The following is a 26,410-nucleotide window of genomic DNA, read 5'->3' on the forward strand; positions in this document are numbered from 1 at the left end:
ACGGGAGCAGAGCAGGTTTTTGTGTCAGACGGCTCATAGGCTTAAAGCGATGGGAGCCTATGCCCGTAGTAAAGCATCGCGGGCCATGGACAAAAACGCCGGGTGCGTTTTTGAACAACGCAAAACGTTGGGCCGGCTTCGGGCGCACCTCAGGGATGAGGTGCGTAATCGCCCGTGCTGAGCTGCCATGGATGGCATTTTTTGCGTCTTTACGGAGGGCATAGGCTTCCTGAGCCTTTACTCTGCCAGTACTTCATAAGAAGCCCTGGCTTCCAGTGCATCAATCGTTAGCATAACCCTGCGGCGGCAGCGGTTCGCCATCCAGCCAGGCCTTGCCGTCACGCATCGCCAGACGACCCTCAACAAACCAGCCGATTACCATCGGATAGATGGCATGCTCCTGATGCTGCACCCGCTCCGTAATCTCCGCTTCGCTATCGCCGGGAAAAACCGGGACTTTTGCCTGCAGGATCACCGGACCGCCATCCAGCTCGTCAGTGACGAAATGCACGGAGGTGCCATGTTCGCTGTCGCCGTTTTCCAGTGCCTGACGGTGCGTATGCAGACCCGGATATTTCGGCAGCAGGGAAGGGTGGATATTCAGCAGTCGATCGTGAAAATGCGCCACGAATGCGCTGCTGAGAATGCGCATATAACCCGCCAGCACAATCAGATCCGGACGGTAGGCTTCGATTTCAGCGATGAGCTGACGATCAAAAGCTTCGCGGTCAGCAAAGTCGCTGGCGGCAAGCGCGTGGGCGGGGATCCCCGCCTCCTGCGCCCTCGTCAGGCCATAAGCGGCGGCACGGTTGCTGAACACGGCAGCGACACTGCCGTGAATCCGCCCGCTCTCACAGGCGTCAAGGATGGACTGAAGGTTACTTCCGTTACCGGAAATCAGTACAACCAGCTTCTTCATCCGTTGATGACCACACGCTCTTCTGCATCAGACGCTTTAATCACGCCGAGCTTCCAGGCTTTCTCGCCCGCGGCCTGCATCAGCGCAATCGCGTTGTCCGCATCTGTCGGGCTCAGTGCGATGATCATGCCCACGCCGCAGTTAAAGGTGCGGTACATCTCGAAGCGGCTGACGTTGCCCGCCTGCTGTAACCAGCTGAAGACCGCCGGCCACTGCCAGCTCTTCTCGTCGATCACGGCCTGGGTGTTGTCGGGCAGCACGCGCGGAATATTCTCCCAGAAGCCACCGCCGGTCAGGTGCGCGATAGCGTGCACATCGACCTGCTCAATCAGGCTCAGGATATTTTTCACGTAGATGCGGGTCGGTTCCAGCAGATGATCGGCCAGCGGTTTACCTTCCAGCTGTTCAGCCAGCGGATCGGTATTGCTGACTTCCAGAATCTTACGCACCAGCGAATAGCCGTTAGAGTGCGGGCCGCTGGAGCCGAGGGCGATCAGCACGTCGCCATCCTGCACCTTACTGCCATCGATAATTTCTGACTTTTCCACCACGCCGACACAGAAACCGGCCACGTCGTAATCTTCGCCGTGATACATGCCTGGCATCTCAGCGGTTTCACCGCCAACCAGCGCACAACCCGACTGCAGACACCCTTCGGCGATGCCGGTGATCACCGCAGAGGCGGTATCCACATCCAGTTTGCCAGTGGCGTAGTAGTCGAGAAAGAAGAGCGGCTCGGCGCCCTGAACCACCAGGTCGTTGACGCACATCGCGACCAGGTCAACGCCAATGGCATCGTGACGTTTAAGATCCATCGCCAGACGCAGCTTGGTGCCAACGCCATCGGTGCCGGAGACCAGCACGGGTTCACGGTATTTTTGCGGCAGCGCGCAAAGCGCACCAAAACCGCCCAGTCCACCCATCACTTCCGGGCGACGCGTCTTTTTCACTACGCCTTTAATACGGTCAACCAGAGCGTTACCAGCATCAATATCAACACCGGCGTCTTTGTAACTGAGAGAGGTTTTGTCGGTCACTGCGAGGTCCCCACGCGAGTTGCGGTTGGTGGTTTAAAATAAAGCGCGGCAATTCTATCAGTGCAGGCAAACGTTTGCGAGTCCGGCATTGCGCATCAGGCGATTTTCATTAATCCTCTATTTGTCCCGGTAAAACCCGTGGCTTTGCGCAAGAGCAGGTGGCGCAGCGCGCAAAAGGCGGTATAATCCCGCGATTTTTTTTTAGCTCAACTCATTCCGGGAGAACACCAATGAAGATCGTGGAAGTCAGACACCCGCTGGTCAAACATAAACTGGGCCTGATGCGTGAGCATGATATCAGTACAAAGCGTTTTCGCGAGCTGGCCTCTGAAGTGGGCAGCCTGCTGACCTACGAAGCGACCGCCGATCTGGAAACAGAGCGCGTCACCATTGAGGGCTGGAACGGCCCGGTAGAGATCGATCAGATTAAAGGCAAAAAAATCACGGTGGTTCCGATCCTGCGTGCCGGCCTGGGCATGATGGAAGGGGTGCTTGAACACGTTCCCAGCGCCCGTATCAGCGTGGTGGGTGTTTACCGTGATGAAGAGACGCTGGAGCCGGTTCCTTATTTCCAGAAGCTGGTCTCTAACATTGAAGAGCGCCTGGCGCTGGTGGTCGACCCGATGCTGGCGACCGGTGGCTCTATGATCGCCACCATCGACCTGCTGAAGAAAGCGGGCTGCACCAGCATCAAAGTGCTGGTTCTGGTTGCCGCACCAGAGGGGATTGCCGCCCTGGAGAAAGCGCATCCTGACGTCGAGCTTTACACCGCGTCAGTGGATCAGGGACTGAACGAAAAGGGTTACATCATTCCCGGGCTCGGCGATGCCGGGGACAAGATTTTCGGAACCAAATAAATCGCACAGCCGACCAGAGAGTCGGCTTTTTTTTGGCAAAAAAACTCCCCGAATGAATTCCGTCTGCCGCAAGGCGCATCGGCATCACTGCTGCTGTGCCAGAGGCGCGAAACCCCGGGGATAAAAAACATAAGGGGATAAATGATGACTCGTCGCGCCATTGGCGTCAGTGAACGGCCGCCGTTACTGCAAACCATTCCACTCAGCCTGCAACACCTGTTTGCCATGTTTGGTGCCACGGTACTGGTGCCGATTCTGTTCCACATTAACCCGGCGACGGTGCTGTTGTTTAACGGCGTCGGCACACTGATTTATCTCTTTATCTGTAAAGGCAAAATTCCCGCCTATCTTGGTTCCAGTTTTGCCTTTATCTCGCCGGTGCTGCTGCTGTTGCCACTGGGTTATGAGGTCGCGCTGGGCGGATTTATCCTGTGCGGCGTGCTGTTCTGTCTCGTGGCGCTGATTGTGAAACGCGCGGGTACTGGCTGGCTCGACGTGATGTTCCCCCCGGCGGCCATGGGCGCGATTGTGGCCGTCATTGGTCTGGAGCTGGCGGGTGTCGCCGCCAATATGGCTGGCCTGCTGCCCGCTGAAGGCAGTGCGCCCGACAGCAAAACCGTGCTGATTTCGCTGGTCACGCTGGCGGTAACGGTATTCGGTTCAGTGCTGTTCCGCGGTTTCCTGGCAATCATCCCGATTCTGGTCGGCGTCGTGGCGGGGTATCTGCTCTCTGCCTTTATGGGCATCGTTGACTGGAGTGGCGTGATCAAAGCCCCCTGGTTTGCCCTGCCAACCTTCTATACACCGCGCTTTGAGTGGGTGGCGATGCTGACGATTCTGCCCGCGGCGCTGGTCGTGATTGCCGAGCATATCGGTCATCTGGTGGTCACCGCCAACATCGTGAAGAAAGATTTGATTCGCGACCCTGGCCTGCATCGTTCGATGTTCGCCAACGGCTTATCCACCGTTATTTCAGGTTTCTTTGGTTCGACGCCAAATACCACCTACGGTGAAAACATCGGGGTGATGGCGATTACCCGCGTCTATAGCACCTGGGTGATTGGCGGCGCGGCGATTCTGGCGATTCTGCTCTCCTGCGTCGGCAAACTGGCGGCGGTGATCCAGGCGATCCCGGTTCCGGTCATGGGCGGCGTGTCGCTGCTGCTCTATGGCGTGATTGGCGCATCCGGTATCCGCGTGTTGATCGAATCCAAAGTCGATTACAACAAAGCGCAGAACCTGATCCTGACCTCGGTGATCCTGATCATCGGCGTCAGCGGAGCGAAGGTGCATATCGGCGCAGCAGAGCTAAAAGGCATGGCACTGGCGACGATCGTGGGTGTCGGCCTGGCGCTGATCTTCCGTGTGATCTCGCTGTTACGTCCGGAAGAAGTGGTGCTGGAGGCTGAGGAACCACGCGAGCATTGATCGCAGCGCGCCTGACAGGATCGGGGCAGGGACGCCCCATTCATCTCTTTCTGAAAACTGTGTTAGACTTCCCCCGATTTTTTGCTTGTTCTCTTGCTGAGGTGCTTCTGAACACGCCGGCACAATTGTCATTGCCACTCTATTTACCCGACGATGAAACCTTTTCCAGCTTCTGGCCGGGGGAAAACCCGTCGCTGATTGCCGCACTCAAAGGCGCTCTCAATCAACAACATGGCAGCTATCTCTACTTCTGGTCACGCGAAGGCGGCGGGCGGAGCCATCTGCTGCACGCCGCGTGCGCTGAAATGTCCGCGCGCAGCGAAGCGGTCGGCTACGTTCCGCTGGATAAACGCACCTGGTTTGTTCCGGACGTACTGGAAGGGATGGAGCAGCTGTCACTGGTCTGCATCGATAACATTGAGTGCATTGCAGGCGAACCGGAGTGGGAGATGGCGATCTTCGATCTCTATAACCGCATTCTGGAAACCGGCAATACGCGCCTGTTTATTACCGGCGATCGTCCGCCACGCCAGCTGAATCTGCAGCTGCCCGATCTCGCCTCGCGGCTGGACTGGGGACAGATCTATCGCCTGCAGCCACTCTCCGACGAAGACAAACTGCAGGCGCTGCAACTGCGTGCCGGGTTACGTGGTTTTGAGCTGCCGGAAGATGTGGGTCGCTTCCTGCTGAAGCGACTGGATCGGGAAATGCGCACGCTGTTTGATACGCTGGATCGGCTTGATCGCGCTTCGATTAGCGCACAGCGTAAGCTCACGATTCCCTTCGTTAAAGAGACGCTCGGCCTTTAAAGAATGTCGAGCACCGCTTCTGGCGGACGTCCAATCCGCGCCTTATCGCCATTGATCACAATCGGTCTTTCAATCAGCACCGGATTTCCCACCAGCGCATTCAGCAGCGCACTTTCGTTTTTGTCGCCGAGTGCCAGCTCGCTGTAGATCGCCTCTTTGGTACGCATCAACTCTCGTGCGCTCTGCATCCCCAGTTTCTGTAGCAGAATTTGCAGCGTCTCGCGATCGGGCGGCGTCTGCAGATAGAGCACCACTTCCGGCTTAATCCCGCGCGCGTTCAGCAGCGCCAGCGTTTCGCGGCTCTTGCTGCAGCGCGGGTTGTGGTAAATCGTCACCATTTCAGACTCTCCTTTTATTTTTGGTATGTCAGCAACGTCGTTTCTCAGCCTTTCTGATATTGCTTAAACCGCTGCTGCAACTGACGAAGCTGATCGATACGGGCATCGTAGCGCGCCTGTTTCAGGCTGCCGAGCGGCACCTGTGCGCTGGCGCTGCCTAACGCGGTGATTGCCTGATCAAGCTGGCCATTCAGCGCCAGGCTCTCTGCCCGTGCCGACAACTCTTCATCATTCAGTCCCTGCTGGGCAGAAGCCTGTGCCAGTAAATCCCAGCCGTTAGGATCATCTTTATTGGCCCAGGTATAGCGGTTCAGAATACGACTGGCACTGGCATACTGCTTCGCTTCAACATAGGCATTCGCCAGGTTGAGCTGCACCACCGGACTGTTTTTGGCACCAGTGGCGGCGGTGAGCAGGGCGATCGCCTGTTGTGGCTGGTTCAGGCCGATGTCGATGTCTGACATGATATCCAGGAACCAGACGTTATTGGGCTGTTTCGCCAGCAGTGGCGTCATAATCCGCTTCGCATCGGCATAGCTCTTCGCCTGTAAAAACTGTATAGCCTTGCCATATTGTGACGCCAGCTGCTCGCGGGCATTACCGCTGGCATACTGACTCAGCAGTTCGTCAGTGAGCTGATTACGCCCGGTGGCGTACATCCCCAGCGCACGCACCTTCGCCAGGTAAAAATCTTCAGTAGACTGAACGACGACGGAGCGCATCTGGTTAGCACGGTTGCGGGCATCCGCCAGACGGCTGTCGGGCAGGGGGTGGGTCAGCAGAATTTCAGGTGGCTTCGAGGAGAAGCGGCTCTGATCGGCCAGCTTCTGCAGAAAATTTGGCATCGCCTGGGGATCGAAACCGGCGCGCTGCAGCACCTGAATGCCGATGCGGTCCGCCTCCTGCTCATTGCCCTGCGTAAAGCTGATAATTCCCTGCTGCGTACCCGCCAGGGTGCCGGTCAGCGCTGCCATGCCCGCCTGCGGACTGGCCATCGCCAGCAGAATCGAACCCAGCGCTCCGACCCAGGTCAGCGGCGCATTGCGCTTCTGATCTTCCATGGCACGCGCCAGATGGCGCTGGGTGACATGTGAAATTTCATGCGCCATCACTGATGCCAGCTGACTTTCATTTTCGGTAAAGCGGAACAGCGCCGAATGCAGCACCACGTTGCCACCGAAGAAGGCAAAGGCGTTGAGCTCATCATTCTGGATCAGAAAGAAGTGGAACGGGGTTTTTACGGCGTCGGCGTGCGAGACCAGCCGCTGCCCCAGCTGATTAATGTACTGATTAAGCAGCGGATCGTTGATCAGCGGCGCACTGGCACGCAGCTGGCGCACATAAAAGTCGCCCATCTGCAGTTCCTGATTAATCGACAGGGTCGAACCGGCCGTTGTGCCAATATCGGGAAGTGAATCACTGACATCAGCGTGGGCCGGTGTCAGAGTGGTGAAAATGAGCGTCGGGAGGAGCGCGGCGATTAGCGTTTTCTTTAACCGGTTCAACATGCCTTAATCCTGTAGAGAGGCCCTGAAAATGGACAGGTGCGCAGCGGGAATGTTCCATTTTTCGCAGATAACGGCGGTTTGTGACTATCTTAACCAGAGCATCAAAAGAAAGAAATGTCGTTTTCTGGTCATCGCCTGATGTAATTTGTGCAAAATCGCAGATTTTGACGAAAAAAACTGAACATCCTGCCAACTTAAACCGCAGTTAAACGAGGTAAATCCGGCGAGGTTTTACCGGGATCCTGAGCAGGTAAGTTGCCACTTATCTGTTCATTCCCGTCGCGCTTCGCCGGAATAGAGCAGAATCCGCTGACAGACATCCGGAACAGTAATCGTTCTTTTTTTAAAGTTATGTAAATTCAATCAGAAAAACTGAATATGGCACGTGTTTTTCCAGGTCTACTCTGAAAAAATAGCCCACGCTGAGCCGCAAAATGTCTTTTCGCCATTGATAAATTAAATCGATTCGTCTGCCCCCCTCTTCCTGATTCCAGCTAAGCCTGGATTTTATTTTTTCGCGTCAACTCAACAGGCAGAGATTAAATCCCTGATAGTCAGATCCACTGCTGCTAAGACACTTTTTTCTGCATGATGAAAATCTTCAATTAATTCTCTCTGTGAATAATTTCAGCGGTTATCAATAGCGCGTTGACCTGAATTTACAGACGCGAGAATTAAACCCGCGCTGTGGTATAGATAGCCGACCGGATTCAGTCCTGAATCTGACAGACATTATTTGCCGGAGAGAAGTGTTATGCGTTCAGTTGTTTCATACGCGTTAATCGCCATTATTGGCGGCGTCGTTGGCGCGGCTGTCACACAGAGTGGCGATATTTACGACAAAGTGACACGTCATTTTGCAACCGAGCCACAGGAAGCCCCTGGATTCTGGAGCACCCCGGCGATTGAAGGTTATGGCAAAATTCATTACGAGCCTGATGCCGCGTTTAAACCGGTAGCGGGCCTGAGCAACAAAATTGTTTTCCAGATTACCCGAAGCGACGGCGCGATGACCGCACCGAATCTGGGACTGGAACGTGTGGCGCGCGTGGTCAATCTCTATATCGCCTCCGGCATTCCGGCGGACCAGCTGAAGTTTGTGGTTTCGGTTACGGGTGACGCGACACCTGCCATGCTGGATAACGCCCATTTCAAACAGTTTTACGGCATCGAAAATCCAAACCTGAAGCTGATTAATGAGCTGAATCAGGCGGGAGTGAAAGTCTCGGTCTGCGATCAGTCCGTGGCATTCCATCACTATCCGAATAACTGGATTGATAAATCAGTCGTCCATGCGCTTTCCAGTCCGACCACGGTATCCACCCTGCAAAACCAGGGGTACGCGTGGCTGGCAATGTAATTGATGTTTTAAACGACCGGGAGAAGAGTTAATGCGTCCAGCAGCGTTAGTAGTGATGGCAGCCGTAGCAGGATTTATTGGCGGCAATGTTTTACAGTTGCCGGAATTATTCGATAAGGTCAGCGGCAAAATGGCAGATAATAAACCTGAGCCCGCTGATTTCTGGAGTACGCCTGCGATTGATGGCTACGGCAAAATACATTATGTCGATACGCCGGCATTTAAACCCGGCACCACAGCGGGTCTGAGTAATAAAATTGTTTTCCAGATTAACCATAATGATGGCGATATTCGTAAGCCGAATCTGGGCCTGGAGCGTGTAGCGCGTGTCACCAACCTCTATTATGCAGCGGGTGTGCCACTCGACCAGCTGAAATTTGTGGTGTCGATCAACGGCGACGCGGTGTCGTCAGCGCTGAATAATGACCAGTTCAGCAAAGCCTACGGCGTGGATAACCCAAACCTGAAGCTGATCAGCGAACTGAAAAAAGCGGGCGTTCAGGTCACGATCTGCGACCAGTCCGTGGCGTTTCATCAGCTTGATCGCAACTGGATCGACCCGATGGTCACCCACACCATCTCCAGCGGCACCACCGTTGCCACCCTGGAAAACAGCGGTTACGCCTTCCTGATGCTTTAATTCTCCAGCAGCGGCGTCACTGCCGCTGTCACCTGCCAGTCAGATTCCTGTGATACGCCTGTCATATAACGCCGCTAGTTTACATCGCAATGAGATCGATCTCATTGACGATAAACGAGGCAGTCATGACCGATTTAATCAGCGTAGCCAGACTGGCAGGGGTTTCCCGCGCAACCGCGGCGCGCGCCTTTTCTGATCCCCATCTGCTCAAACCTGGCACGCTGCAAAAGGTGCTTGCCGCCTCAGAACAGATGGGCTTTCGCCCGAATCATATTGCCCGTCAGCTCCGTACCCAACACTCCACCACGCTTGGCGTTCTGCTGCCTTCACTGCTCAATCCGGTTTTTGCCCTGCAATTGCAGGCGATGGAGCAGCAGGCCCGGCAGGCTGGGTATGCGCTGCTGGTGGCAACCAGTGATTATCAGCCTGAGCGGGAAGCGGCTATTGTCGAACATATGCTGCACCAGCGTGTCGCCGGTCTGGTACTGACCGTGGCAGACGCCGACCGCAGTGCGCTGCTGCTGACGCTGGCGGCGGCGAAGATGCCTTTCGTACTGACCCACAACGTGCCGCAACAGCACGACTGGCCCGCACTGTGCGTCGACAATCGTAAAGCGATGACGGAAGCGACCGCCCATCTTATCTCGCTCGGCCACCGCCACATCGTGATGGCCGCTGGCCCGATGCAGCAATCTGACCGTGCGCGTCTGCGTTACCTCGGCTACTGCGAAGCCATGCAGCAGGCGGGTCTGACGCCGCGGGCAATGATTGAGATGCCCAGCCATATTCAGTCCGACTTCAGGCGGCTGCTGCCATTGATGAATGTCCCTTCGCCGCTGACTGCAGTGATTTGCAGTAACGATCTGCTGGCTATCAGCCTGCTGGGGGCTGCTGCGCGTGCCGGTGTCAGCGTACCGAATCAATTGTCAGTCATCGGCTTCGACGGCATTGAGCTGGGTGAACAGCTTTCACCGTCACTGGCCAGCGTGGTTCAGCCGATTGCGCTGATGGGCACGCGCGCCATCGATCTGCTTCTGAATCCGGCCGGTAAGATCCCCTTGCTGGCCCATCATTTACGGCTCGGGGAGAGTATCGCCCCGGCATTTCATGGCTCTTCTTCAGGGAAACATCATGTCACTCACCGTTAATATCAAACAGATCGTCAGTGCTGCGCTGCTGGCCGGTTGCTCGCTAACCAGTTCTTGGGCGCAGGCGGCGGAAAATGCTATCTGCTACAACTGCCCGCCAGAGTGGGCTGACTGGGCCACGCAGCTCCAGGCGATTGAAAAAGCGACCGGCATTCATGTGCCGCAGGATAATAAAAATTCGGGGCAGGCGCTGGCGCAACTGGTGGCGGAGAAAAACAATCCGGTCGCCGACGTGGTCTATTACGGCGTCAGCTTTGGTATTCAGGCTGTTAGTGCCGACGTGGTCAGCGCTTACAAACCCGCTAACTGGGATCAGATCCCGGCAGGCATGAAGGATCCGAATGGCAGGTGGGTGGCGCTGCACTCCGGCACCGTGGGGTTTATGGTCAATGTTGATGCGCTGGGTGGCGTGCCGGTGCCGCGTTCCTGGGATGATCTGCTGAAGCCGGAATATAAAGGTATGGTGGGATATCTGGATCCGGCCAGTGCTTTTGTGGGCTACGTCGCGGCCGTGGCAGTCAATCAGGCCAAAGGCGGCAGCCTGCATGACTTCACCCCGGCGATTAACTGGTTTAAGGCGCTGCAGCGCAACCAGCCGATTGTGCCTAAGCAGACCGCCTATGCGCGACTGATTTCAGGCGAAATCCCGATTCTGATCGATTATGACTTCAACGCCTATCGCGCCCGCTACAAAGATCACGCCAACGTCGGGTTTGTCATCCCGAGCGAGGGAACGGTTACGGTGCCGTACGTTATCAGCCTGGTGAAGAACGCGCCGCATCCGGCAAACGGTAAGAAAGTGATTGATTTCGTGCTGTCAGATGCCGGTCAGGCGATCTGGGCCAATGCCTGGCTGCGTCCGGTGCGTGCTGGGGCGATGTCAGCCGAGGCGAAGAAATATTTCCTGCCTGACAGCGATTATGCGCGTGCCCATACGGTCGATTATCAGCAGATGGCCGATGCGCAGAAAGGCTTCTCCGCCCGCTATCTGAGCGAGATCCGCTGATGTCACTCTCAGAAATCAATCCGTTTGCTGCTGGCGACTCAGTTCGCCACCGCCTTCGGCCGCTGGGGGCAAACTGGCCGTGGATGCTGCTGCCTGCGCTGCTGTTCTTTACTGCCTTCTGGCTATTGCCGTTTGCTCGTCTGTTACAGATCGGTATGACGGAGGATCGCACGACTCACCACAGCGGCTACTGGACGGTAATCAGCCAGCCGCAGTATCTGCAAAGCCTGCTGAATACCGTGCTGCTCTCGGCGGCGGTTACACTGGTGACGCTGCTGATTGCTGCGGTGGTGGGCTGCTTTCTGGCACGCCAGCGCTTTACCGGGCGCGGCATGCTGCTGGCGCTGCTGACCTTTCCGCTGGCCTTTCCGGGCGTGGTGGTGGGATTTCTGATGGTGATGCTGGCGGGGCGTCAGGGTGTTCTGGCGCAACTCAGCCTCAGCCTGTTTCATGAGCGCTGGGTTTTCGCCTATTCGCTCAGTGGCTTATTTATTGGCTATCTCTATTTTTCGCTGCCGCGCGCCATCGTGACGCTGGTGGCGGCCAGTGAAAAGCTGGACTGTTCACTGGAAGAGGCCGCCCGTTCGCTGGGGGCCAGCCAGTGGCGCATCATCGTCGACGTCATCATGCCAGGGCTGAAACCGGCGCTGTTCTCCTGTGGCGCGCTCTGTTTCGCCACCAGCATGGGGGCGTTTGGTACCGCATTTACCCTGGGCACAGAGCTGGCGGTGCTGCCGCTGACTATTTACGGCGAGTTCACCAATTACGCCAACTTTGCCACCGCAGCGGCGCTCTCGGTGGTGATGGGCGCGGTGGCCTGGCTGGCGCTGATGCTGGCTAATGGGCTTGCCCGTCGCAGGGAGCGTTCATCATGAAGCGCCGGGCTCTGTTCTGGCTGCAGGTGGCGATCACCAGCCTCACCGCGCTGTTTATGATCGTGCCGATCGTGCTCTCAATGCTGGCGGGCGTCACGCAGAACTATTTCGCGGGTCTGCGCAGCGGCCTGACGCTGAAGTGGGTGGAACTGGTGTGGCAGATGTATGCCGACACCTTCTGGCTGTCGCTGCTGATTGCGCTGAGCTGTCTGGCGGTGACGGTCATCGTGGGTGTACCCGCCGTCTGGGGCTTACTGAAGTCACCGTCGCGCTGGGCCTCACGCATCGAAGAGTGTCTGATGCTGCCGGTCGCGTTGCCGGGCCTGGCTACCGCGCTGGGGATCATTCTGCTTTATGGTCAGTTCAGCGCGTTGCGCGACAGCTGGCTCTTCATCCTGATCGGCCATGTGCTCTTTACACTGCCCTTTATGATCCGACCGGTGCTGTCGGTAATGCAGGCGATTGATCTGCCGCGTCTGGAAGAGGCCGCCGCCAGCCTGGGGGCGGGTTTCTGGCGTCGCTTTTTTACCGTGGTCGTCCCGAACTGTCGCAACGGCATTCTGGCGGGCGCGTTTATGGTGATCACGCTGTCGGTAGGGGAGTTCAATATCACATGGATGCTGCACACGCCCCTGACCAAAACCCTGCCGGTCGGGCTGGCCGACAGCTACACCTCGATGCGGCTGGAAGTTGGATCCGCCTACACCCTGATTTTTATCATGATGATTTTACCGCTGCTGCTGTTGCTCAACGCCTGTAATCACTGGCTGGAACGGCAATCAGCGCGGCAGCAGAGAGAGGAAACCTTATGAAAGAGGCTATCAACGTGACGCTGCGCCACTGCTCGCGTCGCTTCAATCAGCAGGTCGCGCTGCATCCGCTCGATTTGCGGGTTCACGCCGGTGAAACGCTGGTGCTGCTGGGGCCGTCGGGCTGCGGTAAAACCACGCTGCTGCGTATCATCAGCGGTCTGGAAAGCAGCGATCCACCGGGTGAGATCTGGTTTGATAAGCGTAACGTCACCGCGCTACCGATTGAGAAACGCAATGTCGGCATGGTGTTCCAGAACTACGCGCTGTTCCCGACGCTCAACGTGGCGCAGAACGTCGCCTATGGCCTGAAGGTGCAGGGCGTGCCGCGTGCTGAGCGTGAGGCGCGGGTGGCAGAGATGCTGGCGCTGGTTGATCTGACCCCTCTGGCACATCGCGCGATTGATAAGTTGTCCGGCGGGCAGAAGCAGCGTGTGGCCCTGGCTCGCGCGCTGGCCGCCCGGCCTAAAGTGCTGCTGTTTGATGAGCCGCTGGCGGCGCTTGATGCCAGGCTACGCGATCGACTGCGGCTGGAGATCGGTGCGCTGCTCAAACGGCTGGCGATCACCGCCGTTTACGTCACGCACGATCAGCAGGAGGCGATGGCGCTGGGCGATCGCATCGCGGTGATGGAGCAGGGCCGCCTGGTGCAGCTCGATACGCCGCAGGGCATTTATCAGCGCCCGGCTTCGCGCTTTGTGGCCGATTTTGTGGGGGCCATTAACTGCATTGCGCACGATCCCACGGGTCAGCCCCTGCGTTTTTGCCGCCCGGAAGATGTACTGCTGGCCGACGACACGCGTTATCCGCAGCGCGGCGTAGTGGTGGGCAGCACGTTTCTCGGCGCTTCGCAGCGCTTACTGATCGATATCGGGCTGGATAGCCCCATTCAGGTAGAACGTCATGCGCGCGAAATCTGGCAGGCCGGGCAGCGCATCAGCTGGTCGCTGACCAGTCAGGCCGCGCTGGAATTCAGTTGCTAAGGAGTCTGTTGTGTCAGTTCAACCCACAGTGATCGCCCAAATCAGCGATCTGCATATCAAGGCCAATGGCCGCCTCTCGTACAAACAGGTCGATACCCATGCGGCATTGTTGCAGGTGATCGACACCCTTAATGCGCTGCAGCCGCGGCCAGATGTGGTGGTGATGACCGGCGACCTGGTCGATTTTGGCAGGCCTGAAGAGTACCAGACACTGCGGGAAGCTTTGCAACGCCTGCGATTGCCATTTTACCTGATGGCGGGCAATCACGACGACCGCGAGGCGCTGCGTGCTGCTTTCCCGGATCACACCTATCTGCAGGCGGGACCCACCCTGAACTGGCAGCTTTGCGTCGGCGGCGTCAGGCTGCTGGCGCTGGACTCCAGCGTGCCGCAACAGCCATGGGGTGAGCTGGACGAACACCAGTTGCAATGGCTGGATCAGGCACTGAGCGCGGCTGCCGAACAGCCCACGCTGGTGATGCTGCATCATCCTCCTTTTGCCTGCGGCATTGCCCATATGGACCTGCAACGGTTACGTCATCCGGAGGCCCTTGAGGCGATCATTGCCCGCCATCCGCAGGTTGAGCGGGTGTTATGCGGTCATCTGCATCGCAGTCTGCAGACCCGCTTTGCCGGCACGCTGGCCTGTGTTGCACCGGGCGTATCGCATCAGGTGGCGCTGGATCTGCATCCCAGAGGGCCGGCTCACTTTATTCTGGAGCCGCCCGGCTTTTTGCTTCATTGCTGGCAACCCGGCCAGGGACTGGTCACGCATCAGTGTGCGATTGGCCGCTTTTCGGGACCCTGGCCTTTTTACGATAGTCAGGGATTAATCGATTAGTGCCAGTCAAACCTGGATTCTCAGGCGTGAAATTTGTCTTAATGCTGCTCAAAAATGCCGACACCGTGTAGACTTAAACCCGGATATCAGGGCTTCTGGCACACATTAAAAAAATAATCAGGCATTGACGACATGACATTTATCTCCAGGGCGGCGACGCCATGCTAAAGCTCTTTCGGCCCAAGGCCGATTTGCGCAATCTGATCGCCCTGCTGGTGATTGTCAGCATTGTTATCACGCTCGCGAATACGCTTTATGCCACCTGGCGGGTTCAGCGCCAGGTGCTGATTGACACCACGCTTGAGGCCAACCGGGCCTATGCCGCCAAGCTGGCCTCAACCAGTGAGATTTTCTTCCAGCTGGCGCAGTCACAGCTGCACTACAGCGCAAATCAGCTCAGCCGCGACTTTAATAATGAGGCGCTGCTGGAAAGCGAAGTCAGCCGCCTGCGCGAGCAGACCAGCAGTTTCAACTCAGTAGCGATAGTGGATGCGCAGGGCGTGATCAAAGCGATTTCGCCAGAGTCGTTGCCCCTGAAAGGCATGCACCTGACCAGCGACGCCTCACGGGAAGCGCTGACCCTGCGCCAGCCAGGCATCAGTAAACCCACCCTTTCTGCCGCCAACAATTTGCTGGTGTTTGTCTCCTGGCCTGTCTGGAGTGCCGATGGCGACTATCTGGGCTACATCGGCGGCACCATCTATCTGAAGAAAAAAAGCATTCTGAATGCGCTGCTGGGTGAGCAGTTTTACCGGGATGGCACCACGGTCTATGTGCTCGACAGTAATAATGAAGTGTTGTATCACCCGAACCGGCAACTGGTGGGTAAAACGCTGCCGGCCATTGTCAGTCCACGCGATGAGCAGACCAATGGCTCGCTGATGCTTGCCGGTCCGGGTGAGTCAGCTCAGCTGGCGGGCTTTGCGATCGTGCCGACTACCGGCTGGACGGTGGTGGCGCTCAAGCCGATTAACGTCACGCTGGATCCGCTGTCGGGCCTGTTAATAAAAGTCCTGACAAACTCGGTGCCGTTTGCGCTGCTGACTCTGCTGGTAGCCGTGGTTCTGGCGCGGCTGATAGCCCGACCACTCTTCCAGCTGGCCCGCAAAGCCAGCCGGATGGATGCGCAGGGGGTATCAAAAGAGATTGGTGGCATCACCGCCTGGTATTTTGAGGCGGCTCAGGTCAAACGTGCACTGCTCACTGGTATTAGTCTGGTGCAGGACAAGATTGGCCGTCTTAGCTCGGAAGCGCAGACCGATCCGCTGACCCAGTTGCTCAATCGCCGTGGTCTGAACGCGGTGCTGGAGTATTACCGTACGTTGCGCCAGCCTTTCTCGGTGCTGGCTCTGGATATCGACCACTTCAAAAACGTCAACGACAGCTGGGGTCATGATGTCGGTGACCGGGTGATTCAACAGGTGGCGAGCACGCTGCGTGCCAGCGCCCGTCAGTCTGATGTGGTGTGTCGCAACGGCGGAGAGGAGTTTCTGATGCTGCTGCCGGGCACGGCCCTGGATGAGGCACAGATCATCGCAGAGCGCGTACGGCTGGGTATTGCCGAAGCCTGGCTTACGGATGTAGGACGAATTACCTTGTCTATTGGCGTTGCGGCATGGAATGGCACCCAGGATACCGGGCTGGAAACGAGTCTGAAACAGGCGGATGCGGCGCTCTACGCGGCGAAAAATGCCGGGCGAAACTGCGTTATCGTAGCCGCAGCTTAATCACACAAATAGCGGATATTTTTTTACGGCAGGGAAGCGTGAAAGGAAATAAGATAAGCAGGGCGCGGTGGTCGGGCTACCGCGCCCCTCAACATCAGGCTGACTTAACGTAATCCAGCACCATGTCGTGGTGATTCGAGGTCTTAAAGTTATCAAACACTTTCTCAATCCTGCCTTCAGCGTCAATCAGGAAGCTGATGCGATGAATGCCGTCATAGGTTTTCCCCATAAAGGTTTTTTCACCCCAGACGCCAAACGCCTGGCAGACTTCATGATTTTCATCTGACAGCAGTGTGAAGTTCAGCAGCTCTTTTTCGACAAACTTTGACAGTTTTTCCGGTTTGTCAGTGCTGATACCCAGGACTTCCACGCCCGCTTTTTTCAACTCATCCATGTTGTCACGCAGACCGCACGCCTGCACGGTACAGCCTGGCGTCATCGCTTTCGGGTAGAAGTACACCAGAACGCGCTGTCCCTGGAAGTCGGTCAGATTCACGTGTTCGCCGTCCTGGTCGGGCAGGCTAAATGCAGGTGCAGTATCTCCGGCTTTCAGTGGATTCATCACATCTCTCCATTTTCTTATTCAGGCTGTGGGTAATACACCATCCGGGCCGAAACGACCAGAGGGAACATTACCATCAGGGGGTATTTCACCACATAGCCGATCACGCGTCAGGCATGTGGAGAAATAGCTCCGGTTTATTAACTAAAGCTTAGCGTACCGCGCTGACAGATTCGCTGCTGTCGGCGTCAGACACACTGTAGAGACGCAGCGTTCCCTGCGCATTCAGCTCCTGACACAGGGTATTAAAAGCCTGCTCAAAAGTGGTGCCACTGGTTCGTGTCGGACTGTGGGCGGTCATTTGAATATAGAGCGTTGGTGGCAAATTGTGTTGCGCGGGTGTGATACGCGACACCAGTTCGGCCACATTCATCTGATGCTTATCAATAAGATCGGTAAAGCGTTCAATAATATGCGGCGAGTCGGCCACTTCCACCTGAATGAACGCGGTATCGGGCATCGGCGGACGAACCCCGGCGTTGGTGCGCTTCATGACGATAAGCAGCTCCAGCTCTGCGCCTTTCAGCGGCAGCGTCGATTCAATCAGCGTAATTGCGTTCCAGCTGCCCGACAGCAGCATGATAAAGGTGAACTCATCCCCAAGCATGGCAAGACGGCTATCTTCAATATTGCAACCGCAGCTGCTGACGTGTCGGGTAATCGTATTGACGATACCCGGCCGGTCAACACCGAGCGCGGTGATCACCAGATGATGGGGCTGAGATTGCGGCAAAATGGCTTTTCCTCTGCTTTCGCTAATAACCATAAGGTAAACATAAAAAAAACTGCTGACAAGCGCGGGAATGGCGTGGCTTGCTTGCTTTTCCCTAAGTGTAAAACGTACCATGAAGCACTTGTTTGTCGAGGGGATCGCCAATGTTTACGGGAAGTATTGTTGCACTCGTTACGCCAATGGATGACAGCGGTAATGTCTGCCGGTTGAGTCTGAAAAAACTGATTGATTATCACGTCGCCAGCGGCACCGCGGCGATCGTTTCCGTCGGCACCACAGGCGAATCTGCAACCCTGAGCCATGAAGAACATGGTGATGTGGTGATGCTGACCCTGGAACTGGCCGATGGCCGTATTCCGGTGATTGCCGGAACCGGTGCAAATGCCACCGCTGAAGGCATCTCTCTGACGAAGCGTTTTGAAAATTCCGGCGTAGTGGGTTGCCTGACCGTGACGCCTTATTACAATCGTCCGACGCAGGAAGGGCTGTTCCAGCACTTTAAAGCGATTGCGAATAGCACCAGCCTGCCGCAGATGCTGTATAACGTTCCCTCGCGTACCGGTTGTGACATGCTGCCGGAAACCGTTGCCCGCCTGGCCGAAATTAAAAATATTATCGGAATCAAAGAGGCAACCGGGAACTTATCGCGGGTTAGTCAGATCCAAGAGCTGGTTAATGAAGACTTTATTCTGGTGAGTGGCGATGACGCGACTGCGCTGGACTTTATGCAACTGGGCGGCAAAGGCGTCATTTCGGTGACCGCAAATGTGGCTGCACGTGAGATGGTCGAGCTGTGTCAACTCGCACAGCAGGGCAATTTCGTTGAGGCACGCCGCCTGAATCAGCGTCTGATGCACCTGCACCAGACGCTTTTCTGTGAACCCAATCCTATCCCGGTGAAATGGGCTGCGAAACAGCTAGGATTAATCGCTAACGACACGCTGCGTCTGCCAATGACGCCACTGACTGCAGCCGGCCAGCCGAAAGTGGAGCAGGCGCTGGTGAAAGCGGGTTTGCGATAATTTAGGGAGTTTGAATGAATTACTCAGTAAAGCGGTCAACAGTAGCCACAGTAGTCGGGCTTTCTACTCTGATGCTGTTGTCGGCCTGTTCAAGCGATCAGCGTTATAAGCGCCAGGTCAGCGGTGACGAATCTTATCTTGAAGCCAGCCAGTTAAGTGAACTGAAAGCACCAGCCGGTATGATCCTGCCGGTTCAGCGTGGTGACTATGATGTGCCGCGCACCAGCAGCCAGGCACCAACCGGCAAGCAGCTCGACATCCGTCCGCCAGCCCAGCCGCTGGCGCTGATGAACGGGACTCGCGCGCAGTTCAGCAACAATACCGGTGCGCTGATGATCGACAACAGCCGCGGTTCAGTCTGGTCACGGGTCGTTAACGTCGTTGAGTCAAACAAATTCCCGATTGCTTCACGTAACGATGCCGGTCAGCAGCTGACGACCGACTGGGTGCAGTGGAACCGTGCTGATGAAGATCAGCAGTATCGTGGCCGCTATCAGATCAGCGTGCAGTCGCAGAGCTATCAGCAGCAGCTTACCGTGCGCCTGCTGGAGCTGCAGCAGGATGGTAAAACCATTACGTCGCCTGTGCAGATCCAGCGTTACACCGCGCAGATGATGAATGAAATCAGCAGCGGTCTGGACAAAATTGATACCGCCAGTGAAAACGCGGCATCAGGTCGGGTAAGTGGTGCTATTGATGTGCAGAGCGGCGCAGATGACACCGGTCTGCCCATGCTGATTCTGCGTACGCCATACAATGTGGCATGGCAGCGTTTACCAGATGCGATGAAACGCGTTGGAATGGAAGTGACCGATACCACCCGCTCAACCGGCAGTATGAAGGTGACTTACAAGTCACCGGGCAGCAGCGACTGGGATTCAGTGGGTGCAAAAGATCCGGAATTACCAAACGGTGATTACAAAGTGCAGGTCGGCGATCTCGACAACCGCACCAGCCTGCAATTCATCGACCCGAAAGGGCATGTGCTGACCCAGTCGCAGAACGATGCGCTGGTGGCCGTGTTCCAGGCGGCGCTGAACAAATAAAGTTGCCTCAGGCCGGAGATTCTCCGGCCTTTTTATTTTGTTTTTGGCATACTAGCGCGCGGCGAAGTAAACGATTGCGTCAAGGCAATCGCCGCAGCGGCACTGGTCGCTGAACACCCGTTATTTCAAGTCTGGAGTGAACAAGATGCAAAAGCGAGCTGAGTTGTATCGCGGTAAAGCGAAAACTGTATATAGCACCGATAACCCGGATCTGCTGATACTCGAATTCCGCAACGATACGTCAGCAGGTGATGGTGCCCGAATCGAGCAGTTTGATCGCAAAGGAATGGTTAACAACAAGTTTAACCACTTCATTATGACCAAATTGCAGGAAGCAGGTATCCCGACCCAGATGGAAGCGCTGCTGTCCGATACCGAAGCGCTGGTGAAGAAGCTGGAGATGGTGCCGGTTGAGTGCGTGGTGCGTAACCGTGCCGCAGGCTCGCTGGTAAAGCGTCTGGGCGTGGAAGAGGGCATTGTGCTCAATCCGCCGCTGTTTGATCTTTTCCTGAAAGATGATGCAAAACACGACCCGATGGTCAACGAATCTTACTGCGAAACCTTTGGCTGGGTCAGCAAACAGAACCTGGCGCGGATGCAGGAGCTGACCTTTAAAGCCAACGAGGTGCTGAGCAAACTGTTCGACGATGCGGGCCTGATTCTGGTCGACTTCAAACTGGAATTTGGTCTGTTTAACGGCGAAGTGACGCTGGGCGATGAGTTTTCGCCAGACGGTGCACGCCTGTGGGACAAAGAGACGCTGGATAAAATGGACAAAGACCGTTTCCGTCAGAGCCTTGGCGGCGTGGTTGAAGCCTATGAAGCGGTGGCACAGCGATTGGGCGTAAAACTCGACTGAGTTTGCCTGCAGCGCAGAAAGAAAGCACACAGAACAAGGAGAGCCCCGGCTCTCCTTTTTTCATTTCAGGGTAAAGCTGGTGATTGCCCCGTCACACAACTAAAATCATGCCATCTGAAAAATGACTGAGGGAATACAGCATGCGCTGGCAAGGGCGTCGCGAAAGCGACAATGTAGAGGACCGTCGCGATCAATCGTCCGGTTTAGGTGGCGGAGGCCGCCAGATTCGTCTGCCGCGTGGCAAAGGCGGTATCGTATTGCTGATCGTGGTGGCAGTCGCCGGTTATTACGGATATGACCTGACCGGACTGCTGACGGGGGGGGACGTCGCACCGACCAGCCAGCAGCAACAGCGCAGCGTCAGTGCCAATGATGACGAGGCCGCGAAATTCACGAAAGTGATCCTGGCTACAACGGAAGACACCTGGGGCAAACTGTTCCAGCAGATGAACAAACAGTATGTGGCGCCGAAGCTGGTGATGTATCGCGGTGCAACCCGCACCGGCTGCGGAACCGGACAGTCTGTGATGGGACCGTTCTACTGTCCTGCCGATCAGACCGTCTACATCGACCTCTCTTTCTATGACGAGATGAAAACTAAGCTGGGTGCAGGCGGTGACTTCGCCCAGGGCTACGTCGTCGCGCATGAAGTTGGCCATCATGTCCAGAAACTGCTGGGCATTGAGCCGAAAGTGCGTGAAATGCAGCAGGGTGCCAGCGAGAAGCAGGTGAATCAGCTCTCCGTCAAAATGGAACTGCAGGCGGACTGTTTTGCGGGTGTCTGGGGACACTATATGCAGAAGGAAAACGTTCTTGAAGCAGGCGATCTGCAGGAAGCGCTGAATGCCGCTGAGGCGATTGGCGATGACCGTCTGCAGCAGAAAGGTCAGGGCCGCGTCGTGCCGGACAGCTTCACCCACGGTACTTCTGAGCAGCGCTACACCTGGTTTAAGCGCGGGTTTGATGGTGGCGATCCAGGACAGTGCAACACCTTCGCCAGCAACTGATGAACCCAACGCAGCTTATGCAACAGGCCGGTGTGCGTCGTCTGGCAGTCATCAGCGGCGACCCGGCCTGGTGCTTAGATCGGGCTGCGGCGTGGCGTGGAGCGCTGCCAGGCGACTGGCTGGCGCTGAGTCCGGCGCCACTATTTTCTGATTCATCTGACGAGTCAGCTCTGCACAGGCCGCCTGGCGCGGTACGCACGCTGCTGGGACGCGAGTTCCATCATGCGATATTCGATGCACGCCAGGGCTTTCATGCCGAGGCTTTCGCTGCGCTGGCCGGTACGCTGACCGCCGGTAGCTGGCTGCTGCTGCTGGTGCCGCCCTGGCAAGCGTGGCCGCAACAGCCTGACAGCGACAGCCTGCGCTGGGCGGACGTCGCTGAACCCATCTCAACCCCTCTTTTTGTTCACCACCTGCAACAGCTGATCCTGGCGGATGACCAGGTGCTGCTGGAGCGGCAGCATCAGCCCTGCCGTTTTCCGGCGCAGCCGGACTGGCCGCAGTGGCACTGTCAGGCACCACAGCAGCAGCAGGCGATCCTCGATAAGCTGATCGCGCTGCCCTCGGGTATCGCCGTACTGACCGCTGCCCGTGGACGGGGTAAATCGGCGCTGGCGGGAATGCTGGCCCGGCAAAACAGACATTGCCTGGTGACGGCACCGGCCAAAGCCTCAACAGAGGTGCTGGCTGCTTTTGCCGCTGAGCATTTTCACTTTATGGCACCTGATGCACTGCTGGCGCAGGAGACGCCGCCACCGGCGGAGTGGCTGATTGTGGATGAAGCCGCGGCGATCCCGGCCCCGCTGCTGCAGGCGCTGGTCAGCCGCTATCCCCGCATATTGCTCACCACCACCGTTCAGGGCTATGAAGGCAGCGGGCGCGGCTTTATCCTTAAATTCTGCGCCGGGCTTACCGGGGTTCACTATTTCACACTGGATGAGCCGCTACGCTGGTCGCGTTTTGATCCGCTGGAGCAGTGGCTGAATCAGGCGCTGCTGTTTGACGATGCCAGCGCCAGTGCGCCTGATACTCTGGTAACACCGCATCGTGTTGAACGTCACGATTTCAGCGCGCTTGAAGCCGCTTACCGTCTGCTCACCAGCGCGCACTATCGCACGTCGCCGCTTGATCTGCGCCGCCTGCTGGATGCACCAGGTATGCAGCTGTGGCGGGCGGGCAATGCACCTGCGTTACAGGGCGCGCTCTGGCTGGTGGAGGAGGGCGGTCTTGAACCTGAGCTGGCGCAGGCGGTCTGGGCGGGCATCCGGCGACCGCGCGGCAATCTGGTTGCGCAGTCGCTGGCAGCCCACGCCGGTCTGGCTGAGGCGGCAACCCTGCGCTCGCAGCGCATCAGCCGGATTGCCGTGGCGGCGGAGAGCCGTCGTCGGGGAACCGGACAGCAGCTTGTTGCGGCGGCGGTTAATGCGGCTGCCGATCACGACTACCTCTCTGTCAGCTTCGGCTACACTGAATCACTCTGGGCGTTCTGGCGTGCCTGTGGCTTTGCTCTGGTGCGGATTGGCAGTCAGCGCGAAGCCAGCAGCGGCTGTTACGCGGCGATGGCCATATTGCCCTGTTCTGCTGCGGGTGAGGCACTGACGCGCCGGGCAGCAGAACAGCTGGCGCGTGACTGGCCGCGATTGCAACAGCATATCGCGCTGGAACTGCAGTTTGATAAGACCACAGATGATGGATTGATCGCTCAGGATAACCATCTGGCCATCGGTTTCGCCTGGGCGCAGCGGCCACTGGAGGCGAGCCTGCCGGTATTGCAGCGCCTGGTTGAGTCCAGTGCCGTCTCCGTACCGCTGCTGGCCTCCGCGGTTGCTGCACCTGATGCGCTAAGCGACCTGGCCCGGCAGGCGGGCTTAAGCGGCCGCAAAGCGCTGATAGCTAAGCTACGTCAGCAGGCGGCTTCAGCCCTCGAAAGCCTGGGCGTTACTGCTGACGCGCTGCATCTGCCGTTGAAATAATTCGACCAGCTGGTTCAAATTATCCCCATATCATTTTGTGCCAGGCGGCGTAGAGTGAACACAGGAGGTCAACATGACACTGAAATATGTAATCGTTCAACAGCCTGCCACCACCGCACAGCTGTTTCTGCTCTATCACGGCGTTGGCGACAACCCGGATTCAATGGGTGAGATTGGCAACTGGTTTGCGAAAACTTTTCCCGACGCGCTGGTGGTTTCCGTCGGTTCACCCGGCGTGGTTCGTCAGTGGTTTGGCGAGACTGACCTGCACGATCAGACTATCCAGCAGCGGGTTGATGCGGCAATGCCGCAGTTTGTTGCGTCGGTGCGTCACTGGCAGAAAAAGAGCGGCGTGCGGCCGGAAGCGACAGCCTTAATCGGTTTTTCGCAGGGCGGCAGTATGGTGCTGGAAGGGGTTAAAGCCCATCCGGACCTGGCAGGTCGCGCAGTGGTGTTTAATGGCCGATTTATTACCCTGCCGGAAAAGGCCACTACCCGCACCACGATTCACCTGATCCACGGTGATTATGATGAACAGATCCCGCTTCACCATGCCCGGGAGGCGGAACAGCGGCTGACCGCCTGCGGTGGCGACGTGACACTCGATATCGTTGACGATCTGGCGCATGCCATCGATCACCGCAGCATGGAGCTGGCGCTGAATCATCTGCGCTATACGGTGCCAAAACGCTACTTTGATGAGGCGTTAAGCGGCGCAAAACCGGGTGACGATGACGTTATCGTGATGATGTAAAAAAGCCCCTGCAGTGCAGGGGCTTTTTCATTTACTTCTTCTTCGGCCAGTTGTCGTCGTCATCCCATTTATCGTTGAAATCACGATGCGGTGGCAGGTCAGGTTTGTTATCCATAAATTTTTTGTGATCGATGCGTTTCAGATCTTTATAAACATTCATCAACACACCAACCATCAGCAGGATCACCAGGATCCACCAGTAATCTTTAATAAATTCCATTTGATGCTCCTTAACATCGCCGTCAGGCGATCAGTTGTTCCATGATGCGCTGGTACATCCGGCTCAGCATCTGCAGGTCGGAGGCTTTCACACACTCATTGATTTTGTGAATGGTGGCATTCACCGGCCCCAGCTCCACCACCTGCGCGCCCATCCGGGCTATAAACCGGCCATCAGAGGTGCCGCCCGTGGTCAGCAGCTGCGGCTTAATTTCATTATAGTGCGCTACAGCTTTCACGACGGCATCCACCAGCTTACCGCGTGAGGTCAGGAAGGGCTGCCCCGAAAGTTTCCACTCGATGGTGTAACGCAGCTGATGACGATCCAGCAACTCTGCGACCCGCTGACGGATCATCTCATCGGTGAGTTCGGTGCTGAAGCGGAAGTTGAACTGCACAAACAGCTCGCCGGGGATCACATTGTTGCTGCCGGTGCCCGCCTGGACATTAGCAATCTGCATGCTGGTGGCCGGGAAGAACTCATTTCCCTGATCCCACTCCGTCGCGACCAGCTCAGTCAGCGCAGGCATCGCCCGGTGAACCGGATTATCCGCCAGATGCGGATAGGCGACGTGGCCCTGCACACCGTGTACCGTCAGGTTGGCGGTAATTGAGCCGCGCCGGCCATTCTTCACCACGTCACCGACGACTTCCGTACTGGAAGGCTCGCCGACCAGGCAATAGTCCAGGCGTTCGCGACGCGCCATCAGCCGCTCAACCACTTTAACCGTGCCGTTGGTCCCACTGGCCTCTTCATCAGAGGTAATCATAAAGGCGAGGCGGCCCCGATGATGGGGACGCACCGCCACAAAACGTTCGGCGGCCACCACCATGGCCGCCAGCGAGCCTTTCATATCAGCCGCGCCACGGCCAAACAGCATGCCATCGCGGATGGTCGGTTCAAATGGCGGGTTGATCCAGCGACTGGCATCGCCAGGCGGCACCACATCGGTGTGACCGGCAAACGCCAGCGTTTCACCTTCGCCACGGGTGGCCCAGAAATTCAGGGTATCGTCGATGTTCATCGTTTCAATCTTAAAGCCAATGGCTTCAAGACGGGCGATCAGCAGAGCCTGACATCCGGCATCATCGGGGCTGAGAGAGGGGCGACGAATAAGCTGCTGCGTCAGCTCAATGACCGGGCAAAACATATTATGACTTCTCCTGAATAGCATTCTGATAGGTGGCTTCGCTGAAACCGGCGAGCAGGGAGCCATCCGGGGTGCGCAACAGCGGACGCTTAATCATGGCGGGATGCGCCAGCATCAGCGCCCTGGCGCTGCTGGCATCGTTAACCGCTTCACGATCAGCCTCGGGCAGTTTACGCCAGGTCGTGCCGCGTGTGTTAATCAGGGCTTCATAGCCCAGCGCATCGATAAATTCCTGCAGCAGGGCATCGCTCAGGCCATCGGCACGGTAGTCGTGAAAGTGATAATCAATACCTGCATCTGTCAAAAAGCGCCGGGCTTTTTTTATGGTGTCGCAATTTTTAATCCCGAACATCACCCACTGCGTGCTCATTGCCCGATCCTTATTGTCCTGTGAGAAGAGAAAGCTGAAAAAAGCAGCCAAAGCGCGAGTTTAGCATAGTGTAATCGGTTGCGGCATCCGCGCTGGCGCGGGAATCAGGCCGGGTGTCCTGCACGCCGTCTCTTAATTTCCCCTCGGGTAAACGCTATCAATTACGCAGGCAATTATTACCCTGCTTATCGATGCGTGCTTAAGAATTTCGCCATGTTGATAAAATAGTCTACCGCTGGGCTTAAAATAAATTATTTTCAATGAGGTTAAGGAGTTGCTGAAATGTGCGTCAGCCTCCAGAATCAGCAACATTCATGTTTTTGTGAGGCTTGCCGATAGGTATAACAGGTGTAAACGTATTCACCTGCTTAAAAAAAGCGCGTAATATTGTCAGCACAATAAGAGAGGGCATTATGATTGACACTGAAA

General features: G+C 56.7%; 27 protein-coding genes. 18 read left to right on the forward strand and 9 right to left on the reverse strand.

The features are described from left to right. Nucleotides 1-280: 280 nt before the first annotated feature. The gene (gene purN / locus ACTJKZ_RS00550; RefSeq protein WP_222925138.1) at nucleotides 281-919 is read right to left on the reverse strand and encodes a phosphoribosylglycinamide formyltransferase; all 639 of its coding nucleotides are present in this window, start codon (nucleotides 917-919) and stop codon (nucleotides 281-283) included. Further along, a complete protein-coding gene (gene purM, locus ACTJKZ_RS00555) occupies nucleotides 916-1,956 on the reverse strand; it encodes a phosphoribosylformylglycinamidine cyclo-ligase (protein ID WP_222925139.1) in 1,041 nt (346 codons plus the stop codon). Before purM ends, purN begins: the two co-directional genes overlap by 4 nt. A gap of 230 nt (nucleotides 1,957-2,186) precedes the next feature. Between purM and upp the strand changes: the two genes are divergently transcribed. The 3 genes from upp to hda all read left to right on the forward strand — a co-directional run bounded on the left by upp (nucleotide 2,187) and on the right by hda (nucleotide 5,050). Continuing rightward, complete coding sequence (gene upp, locus ACTJKZ_RS00560) at nucleotides 2,187-2,813, forward strand: uracil phosphoribosyltransferase (protein ID WP_009088774.1); 627 nt, start codon at nucleotides 2,187-2,189, stop codon at nucleotides 2,811-2,813. Nucleotides 2,814-2,957: 144 nt separating this feature from the next. Next, nucleotides 2,958-4,241 carry a uracil permease gene (gene uraA / locus ACTJKZ_RS00565; protein ID WP_161734378.1) on the forward strand — a complete coding sequence of 428 codons (1,284 nt, stop codon included), beginning with the start codon at nucleotides 2,958-2,960 and terminating at the stop codon, nucleotides 4,239-4,241. A 101-nt stretch (nucleotides 4,242-4,342) separates the two neighbouring features. Continuing rightward, nucleotides 4,343-5,050, forward strand: a complete 708-nt coding sequence (gene hda, locus ACTJKZ_RS00570; RefSeq protein ID WP_033743385.1) for a DnaA inactivator Hda — start codon at nucleotides 4,343-4,345, stop codon at nucleotides 5,048-5,050. Here the strand turns inward: hda and arsC are convergent. Beyond that, nucleotides 5,047-5,388, reverse strand: a complete 342-nt coding sequence (gene arsC, locus ACTJKZ_RS00575) for an arsenate reductase (glutaredoxin) (protein ID WP_260059553.1) — start codon at nucleotides 5,386-5,388, stop codon at nucleotides 5,047-5,049. The two genes, hda and arsC, sit on opposite strands and share 4 nt — an antisense overlap. Before the next feature lie 44 nt (nucleotides 5,389-5,432). Then, nucleotides 5,433-6,896, reverse strand: coding sequence for a beta-barrel assembly-enhancing protease (locus ACTJKZ_RS00580; RefSeq protein WP_440829083.1), 1,464 nt, complete (start codon nucleotides 6,894-6,896; stop codon nucleotides 5,433-5,435). 754 nt (nucleotides 6,897-7,650) lie between these two features. Between ACTJKZ_RS00580 and ACTJKZ_RS00585 the strand changes: the two genes are divergently transcribed. The 9 genes from ACTJKZ_RS00585 to ACTJKZ_RS00625 all read left to right on the forward strand — a co-directional run bounded on the left by ACTJKZ_RS00585 (nucleotide 7,651) and on the right by ACTJKZ_RS00625 (nucleotide 16,285). Continuing rightward, nucleotides 7,651-8,256: a DsrE family protein gene (locus ACTJKZ_RS00585; protein WP_222925141.1), complete on the forward strand. Its 606-nt coding sequence runs from the start codon at nucleotides 7,651-7,653 to the stop codon at nucleotides 8,254-8,256. 31 nt (nucleotides 8,257-8,287) lie between these two features. After that, complete coding sequence (locus ACTJKZ_RS00590) at nucleotides 8,288-8,896, forward strand: DsrE family protein (protein ID WP_161736931.1); 609 nt, start codon at nucleotides 8,288-8,290, stop codon at nucleotides 8,894-8,896. A gap of 125 nt (nucleotides 8,897-9,021) precedes the next feature. After that, nucleotides 9,022-10,044: a LacI family DNA-binding transcriptional regulator gene (locus tag ACTJKZ_RS00595; protein ID WP_222925143.1), complete on the forward strand. Its 1,023-nt coding sequence runs from the start codon at nucleotides 9,022-9,024 to the stop codon at nucleotides 10,042-10,044. Further along, nucleotides 10,028-11,050 (forward strand): ABC transporter substrate-binding protein, encoded by a 1,023-nt coding sequence (locus tag ACTJKZ_RS00600; protein WP_161736929.1) that lies wholly within the window; start codon nucleotides 10,028-10,030, stop codon nucleotides 11,048-11,050. Before ACTJKZ_RS00595 ends, ACTJKZ_RS00600 begins: the two co-directional genes overlap by 17 nt. After that, nucleotides 11,050-11,925, forward strand: a complete 876-nt coding sequence (locus ACTJKZ_RS00605) for an ABC transporter permease (protein WP_253419612.1) — start codon at nucleotides 11,050-11,052, stop codon at nucleotides 11,923-11,925. Before ACTJKZ_RS00600 ends, ACTJKZ_RS00605 begins: the two co-directional genes overlap by 1 nt. Continuing rightward, nucleotides 11,922-12,737 carry an ABC transporter permease gene (locus ACTJKZ_RS00610; protein WP_440829084.1) on the forward strand — a complete coding sequence of 272 codons (816 nt, stop codon included), beginning with the start codon at nucleotides 11,922-11,924 and terminating at the stop codon, nucleotides 12,735-12,737. Before ACTJKZ_RS00605 ends, ACTJKZ_RS00610 begins: the two co-directional genes overlap by 4 nt. Further along, the gene (locus ACTJKZ_RS00615) at nucleotides 12,734-13,717 is read left to right on the forward strand and encodes an ABC transporter ATP-binding protein (RefSeq protein ID WP_161736926.1); all 984 of its coding nucleotides are present in this window, start codon (nucleotides 12,734-12,736) and stop codon (nucleotides 13,715-13,717) included. The genes ACTJKZ_RS00610 and ACTJKZ_RS00615 overlap by 4 nt, the downstream gene beginning before the upstream one ends. 10 nt (nucleotides 13,718-13,727) lie before the next feature. Further along, the gene (locus tag ACTJKZ_RS00620; RefSeq protein ID WP_440829085.1) at nucleotides 13,728-14,558 is read left to right on the forward strand and encodes a phosphodiesterase; all 831 of its coding nucleotides are present in this window, start codon (nucleotides 13,728-13,730) and stop codon (nucleotides 14,556-14,558) included. 161 nt (nucleotides 14,559-14,719) lie between these two features. Continuing rightward, nucleotides 14,720-16,285, forward strand: a complete 1,566-nt coding sequence (locus ACTJKZ_RS00625; RefSeq protein ID WP_161736411.1) for a sensor domain-containing diguanylate cyclase — start codon at nucleotides 14,720-14,722, stop codon at nucleotides 16,283-16,285. 94 nt (nucleotides 16,286-16,379) lie between these two features. Here ACTJKZ_RS00625 and bcp read toward each other — a convergent pair whose 3' ends face one another. Together bcp and ACTJKZ_RS00635 are read right to left on the reverse strand one after the other, a co-directional pair. Beyond that, nucleotides 16,380-16,847 carry a thioredoxin-dependent thiol peroxidase gene (bcp, locus tag ACTJKZ_RS00630; RefSeq protein ID WP_010260016.1) on the reverse strand — a complete coding sequence of 156 codons (468 nt, stop codon included), beginning with the start codon at nucleotides 16,845-16,847 and terminating at the stop codon, nucleotides 16,380-16,382. Nucleotides 16,848-16,998: 151 nt separating this feature from the next. Beyond that, complete coding sequence (locus ACTJKZ_RS00635) at nucleotides 16,999-17,580, reverse strand: glycine cleavage system transcriptional repressor (RefSeq protein WP_150012539.1); 582 nt, start codon at nucleotides 17,578-17,580, stop codon at nucleotides 16,999-17,001. Between the two features lie 143 nt (nucleotides 17,581-17,723). On the opposite strand from ACTJKZ_RS00635, the gene dapA reads away from it, so the two are divergent. From dapA to ypfH, 6 genes are all read left to right on the forward strand, one after another. Further along, on the forward strand, nucleotides 17,724-18,602 hold the full coding sequence (dapA, locus tag ACTJKZ_RS00640; protein ID WP_161736412.1) for a 4-hydroxy-tetrahydrodipicolinate synthase: 879 nt from the start codon (nucleotides 17,724-17,726) through the stop codon (nucleotides 18,600-18,602). 14 nt (nucleotides 18,603-18,616) lie between these two features. Then, complete coding sequence (gene bamC, locus ACTJKZ_RS00645; RefSeq protein WP_253419606.1) at nucleotides 18,617-19,648, forward strand: outer membrane protein assembly factor BamC; 1,032 nt, start codon at nucleotides 18,617-18,619, stop codon at nucleotides 19,646-19,648. 145 nt (nucleotides 19,649-19,793) lie between these two features. Beyond that, nucleotides 19,794-20,507 carry a phosphoribosylaminoimidazolesuccinocarboxamide synthase gene (purC, locus tag ACTJKZ_RS00650; protein WP_010260002.1) on the forward strand — a complete coding sequence of 238 codons (714 nt, stop codon included), beginning with the start codon at nucleotides 19,794-19,796 and terminating at the stop codon, nucleotides 20,505-20,507. Nucleotides 20,508-20,647: 140 nt separating this feature from the next. Beyond that, a complete protein-coding gene (ypfJ, locus tag ACTJKZ_RS00655) occupies nucleotides 20,648-21,514 on the forward strand; it encodes a KPN_02809 family neutral zinc metallopeptidase (protein WP_161736414.1) in 867 nt (288 codons plus the stop codon). Beyond that, the gene (locus ACTJKZ_RS00660) at nucleotides 21,514-23,487 is read left to right on the forward strand and encodes a tRNA(Met) cytidine acetyltransferase TmcA (RefSeq protein ID WP_440829507.1); all 1,974 of its coding nucleotides are present in this window, start codon (nucleotides 21,514-21,516) and stop codon (nucleotides 23,485-23,487) included. The genes ypfJ and ACTJKZ_RS00660 overlap by 1 nt, the downstream gene beginning before the upstream one ends. Before the next feature lie 73 nt (nucleotides 23,488-23,560). Then, entirely contained in the window at nucleotides 23,561-24,241 is a 681-nt protein-coding gene (ypfH, locus tag ACTJKZ_RS00665; RefSeq protein ID WP_161736415.1) for an esterase, read from the forward strand. Nucleotides 24,242-24,272: 31 nt separating this feature from the next. Here ypfH and ACTJKZ_RS00670 read toward each other — a convergent pair whose 3' ends face one another. Genes ACTJKZ_RS00670 through ACTJKZ_RS00680 form a run of 3 tightly spaced genes read right to left on the reverse strand, consistent with a single transcriptional unit; the run spans nucleotide 24,273 to nucleotide 25,981 of the window. Further along, nucleotides 24,273-24,461, reverse strand: a complete 189-nt coding sequence (locus tag ACTJKZ_RS00670; RefSeq protein ID WP_003848800.1) for a YpfN family protein — start codon at nucleotides 24,459-24,461, stop codon at nucleotides 24,273-24,275. Between the two features lie 22 nt (nucleotides 24,462-24,483). Further along, nucleotides 24,484-25,611: a succinyl-diaminopimelate desuccinylase gene (dapE, locus tag ACTJKZ_RS00675; RefSeq protein ID WP_161736416.1), complete on the reverse strand. Its 1,128-nt coding sequence runs from the start codon at nucleotides 25,609-25,611 to the stop codon at nucleotides 24,484-24,486. Nucleotide 25,612: 1 nt separating this feature from the next. Further along, the gene (locus ACTJKZ_RS00680; protein ID WP_161736417.1) at nucleotides 25,613-25,981 is read right to left on the reverse strand and encodes an ArsC family reductase; all 369 of its coding nucleotides are present in this window, start codon (nucleotides 25,979-25,981) and stop codon (nucleotides 25,613-25,615) included. Nucleotides 25,982-26,410 lie beyond the last annotated feature (429 nt).

Origin of the sequence: Pantoea sp. 22096, assembly GCF_052045955.1 — a bacterium.
GTDB classification, from domain to species: domain Bacteria; phylum Pseudomonadota; class Gammaproteobacteria; order Enterobacterales; family Enterobacteriaceae; genus Pantoea; species Pantoea alfalfae.

Excerpts from the sequence above, each read along its gene's own strand:
- purN (WP_222925138.1), bottom strand. The coding sequence starts at position 919 with ATGAAGAAGCTGGTTGTACTGATTTCCGGTAACGGAAGTAACCTTCAG.
- upp (WP_009088774.1), top strand. The coding sequence starts at position 2,187 with ATGAAGATCGTGGAAGTCAGACACCCGCTGGTCAAACATAAACTGGGC.
- uraA (WP_161734378.1), top strand. The coding sequence starts at position 2,958 with ATGACTCGTCGCGCCATTGGCGTCAGTGAACGGCCGCCGTTACTGCAA.
- arsC (WP_260059553.1), bottom strand. The coding sequence starts at position 5,388 with ATGGTGACGATTTACCACAACCCGCGCTGCAGCAAGAGCCGCGAAACG.
- ACTJKZ_RS00580 (WP_440829083.1), bottom strand. The coding sequence starts at position 6,896 with ATGTTGAACCGGTTAAAGAAAACGCTAATCGCCGCGCTCCTCCCGACG.
- ACTJKZ_RS00585 (WP_222925141.1), top strand. The coding sequence starts at position 7,651 with ATGCGTTCAGTTGTTTCATACGCGTTAATCGCCATTATTGGCGGCGTC.
- ACTJKZ_RS00590 (WP_161736931.1), top strand. The coding sequence starts at position 8,288 with ATGCGTCCAGCAGCGTTAGTAGTGATGGCAGCCGTAGCAGGATTTATT.
- ACTJKZ_RS00595 (WP_222925143.1), top strand. The coding sequence starts at position 9,022 with ATGACCGATTTAATCAGCGTAGCCAGACTGGCAGGGGTTTCCCGCGCA.
- ACTJKZ_RS00600 (WP_161736929.1), top strand. The coding sequence starts at position 10,028 with ATGTCACTCACCGTTAATATCAAACAGATCGTCAGTGCTGCGCTGCTG.
- ACTJKZ_RS00605 (WP_253419612.1), top strand. The coding sequence starts at position 11,050 with ATGTCACTCTCAGAAATCAATCCGTTTGCTGCTGGCGACTCAGTTCGC.
- ACTJKZ_RS00610 (WP_440829084.1), top strand. The coding sequence starts at position 11,922 with ATGAAGCGCCGGGCTCTGTTCTGGCTGCAGGTGGCGATCACCAGCCTC.
- ACTJKZ_RS00615 (WP_161736926.1), top strand. The coding sequence starts at position 12,734 with ATGAAAGAGGCTATCAACGTGACGCTGCGCCACTGCTCGCGTCGCTTC.
- ACTJKZ_RS00625 (WP_161736411.1), top strand. The coding sequence starts at position 14,720 with ATGCTAAAGCTCTTTCGGCCCAAGGCCGATTTGCGCAATCTGATCGCC.
- bcp (WP_010260016.1), bottom strand. The coding sequence starts at position 16,847 with ATGAATCCACTGAAAGCCGGAGATACTGCACCTGCATTTAGCCTGCCC.
- dapA (WP_161736412.1), top strand. The coding sequence starts at position 17,724 with ATGTTTACGGGAAGTATTGTTGCACTCGTTACGCCAATGGATGACAGC.
- bamC (WP_253419606.1), top strand. The coding sequence starts at position 18,617 with ATGAATTACTCAGTAAAGCGGTCAACAGTAGCCACAGTAGTCGGGCTT.
- purC (WP_010260002.1), top strand. The coding sequence starts at position 19,794 with ATGCAAAAGCGAGCTGAGTTGTATCGCGGTAAAGCGAAAACTGTATAT.
- ypfJ (WP_161736414.1), top strand. The coding sequence starts at position 20,648 with ATGCGCTGGCAAGGGCGTCGCGAAAGCGACAATGTAGAGGACCGTCGC.
- ACTJKZ_RS00660 (WP_440829507.1), top strand. The coding sequence starts at position 21,514 with ATGAACCCAACGCAGCTTATGCAACAGGCCGGTGTGCGTCGTCTGGCA.
- ypfH (WP_161736415.1), top strand. The coding sequence starts at position 23,561 with ATGACACTGAAATATGTAATCGTTCAACAGCCTGCCACCACCGCACAG.
- ACTJKZ_RS00670 (WP_003848800.1), bottom strand. The coding sequence starts at position 24,461 with ATGGAATTTATTAAAGATTACTGGTGGATCCTGGTGATCCTGCTGATG.
- dapE (WP_161736416.1), bottom strand. The coding sequence starts at position 25,611 with ATGTTTTGCCCGGTCATTGAGCTGACGCAGCAGCTTATTCGTCGCCCC.
- ACTJKZ_RS00680 (WP_161736417.1), bottom strand. The coding sequence starts at position 25,981 with ATGAGCACGCAGTGGGTGATGTTCGGGATTAAAAATTGCGACACCATA.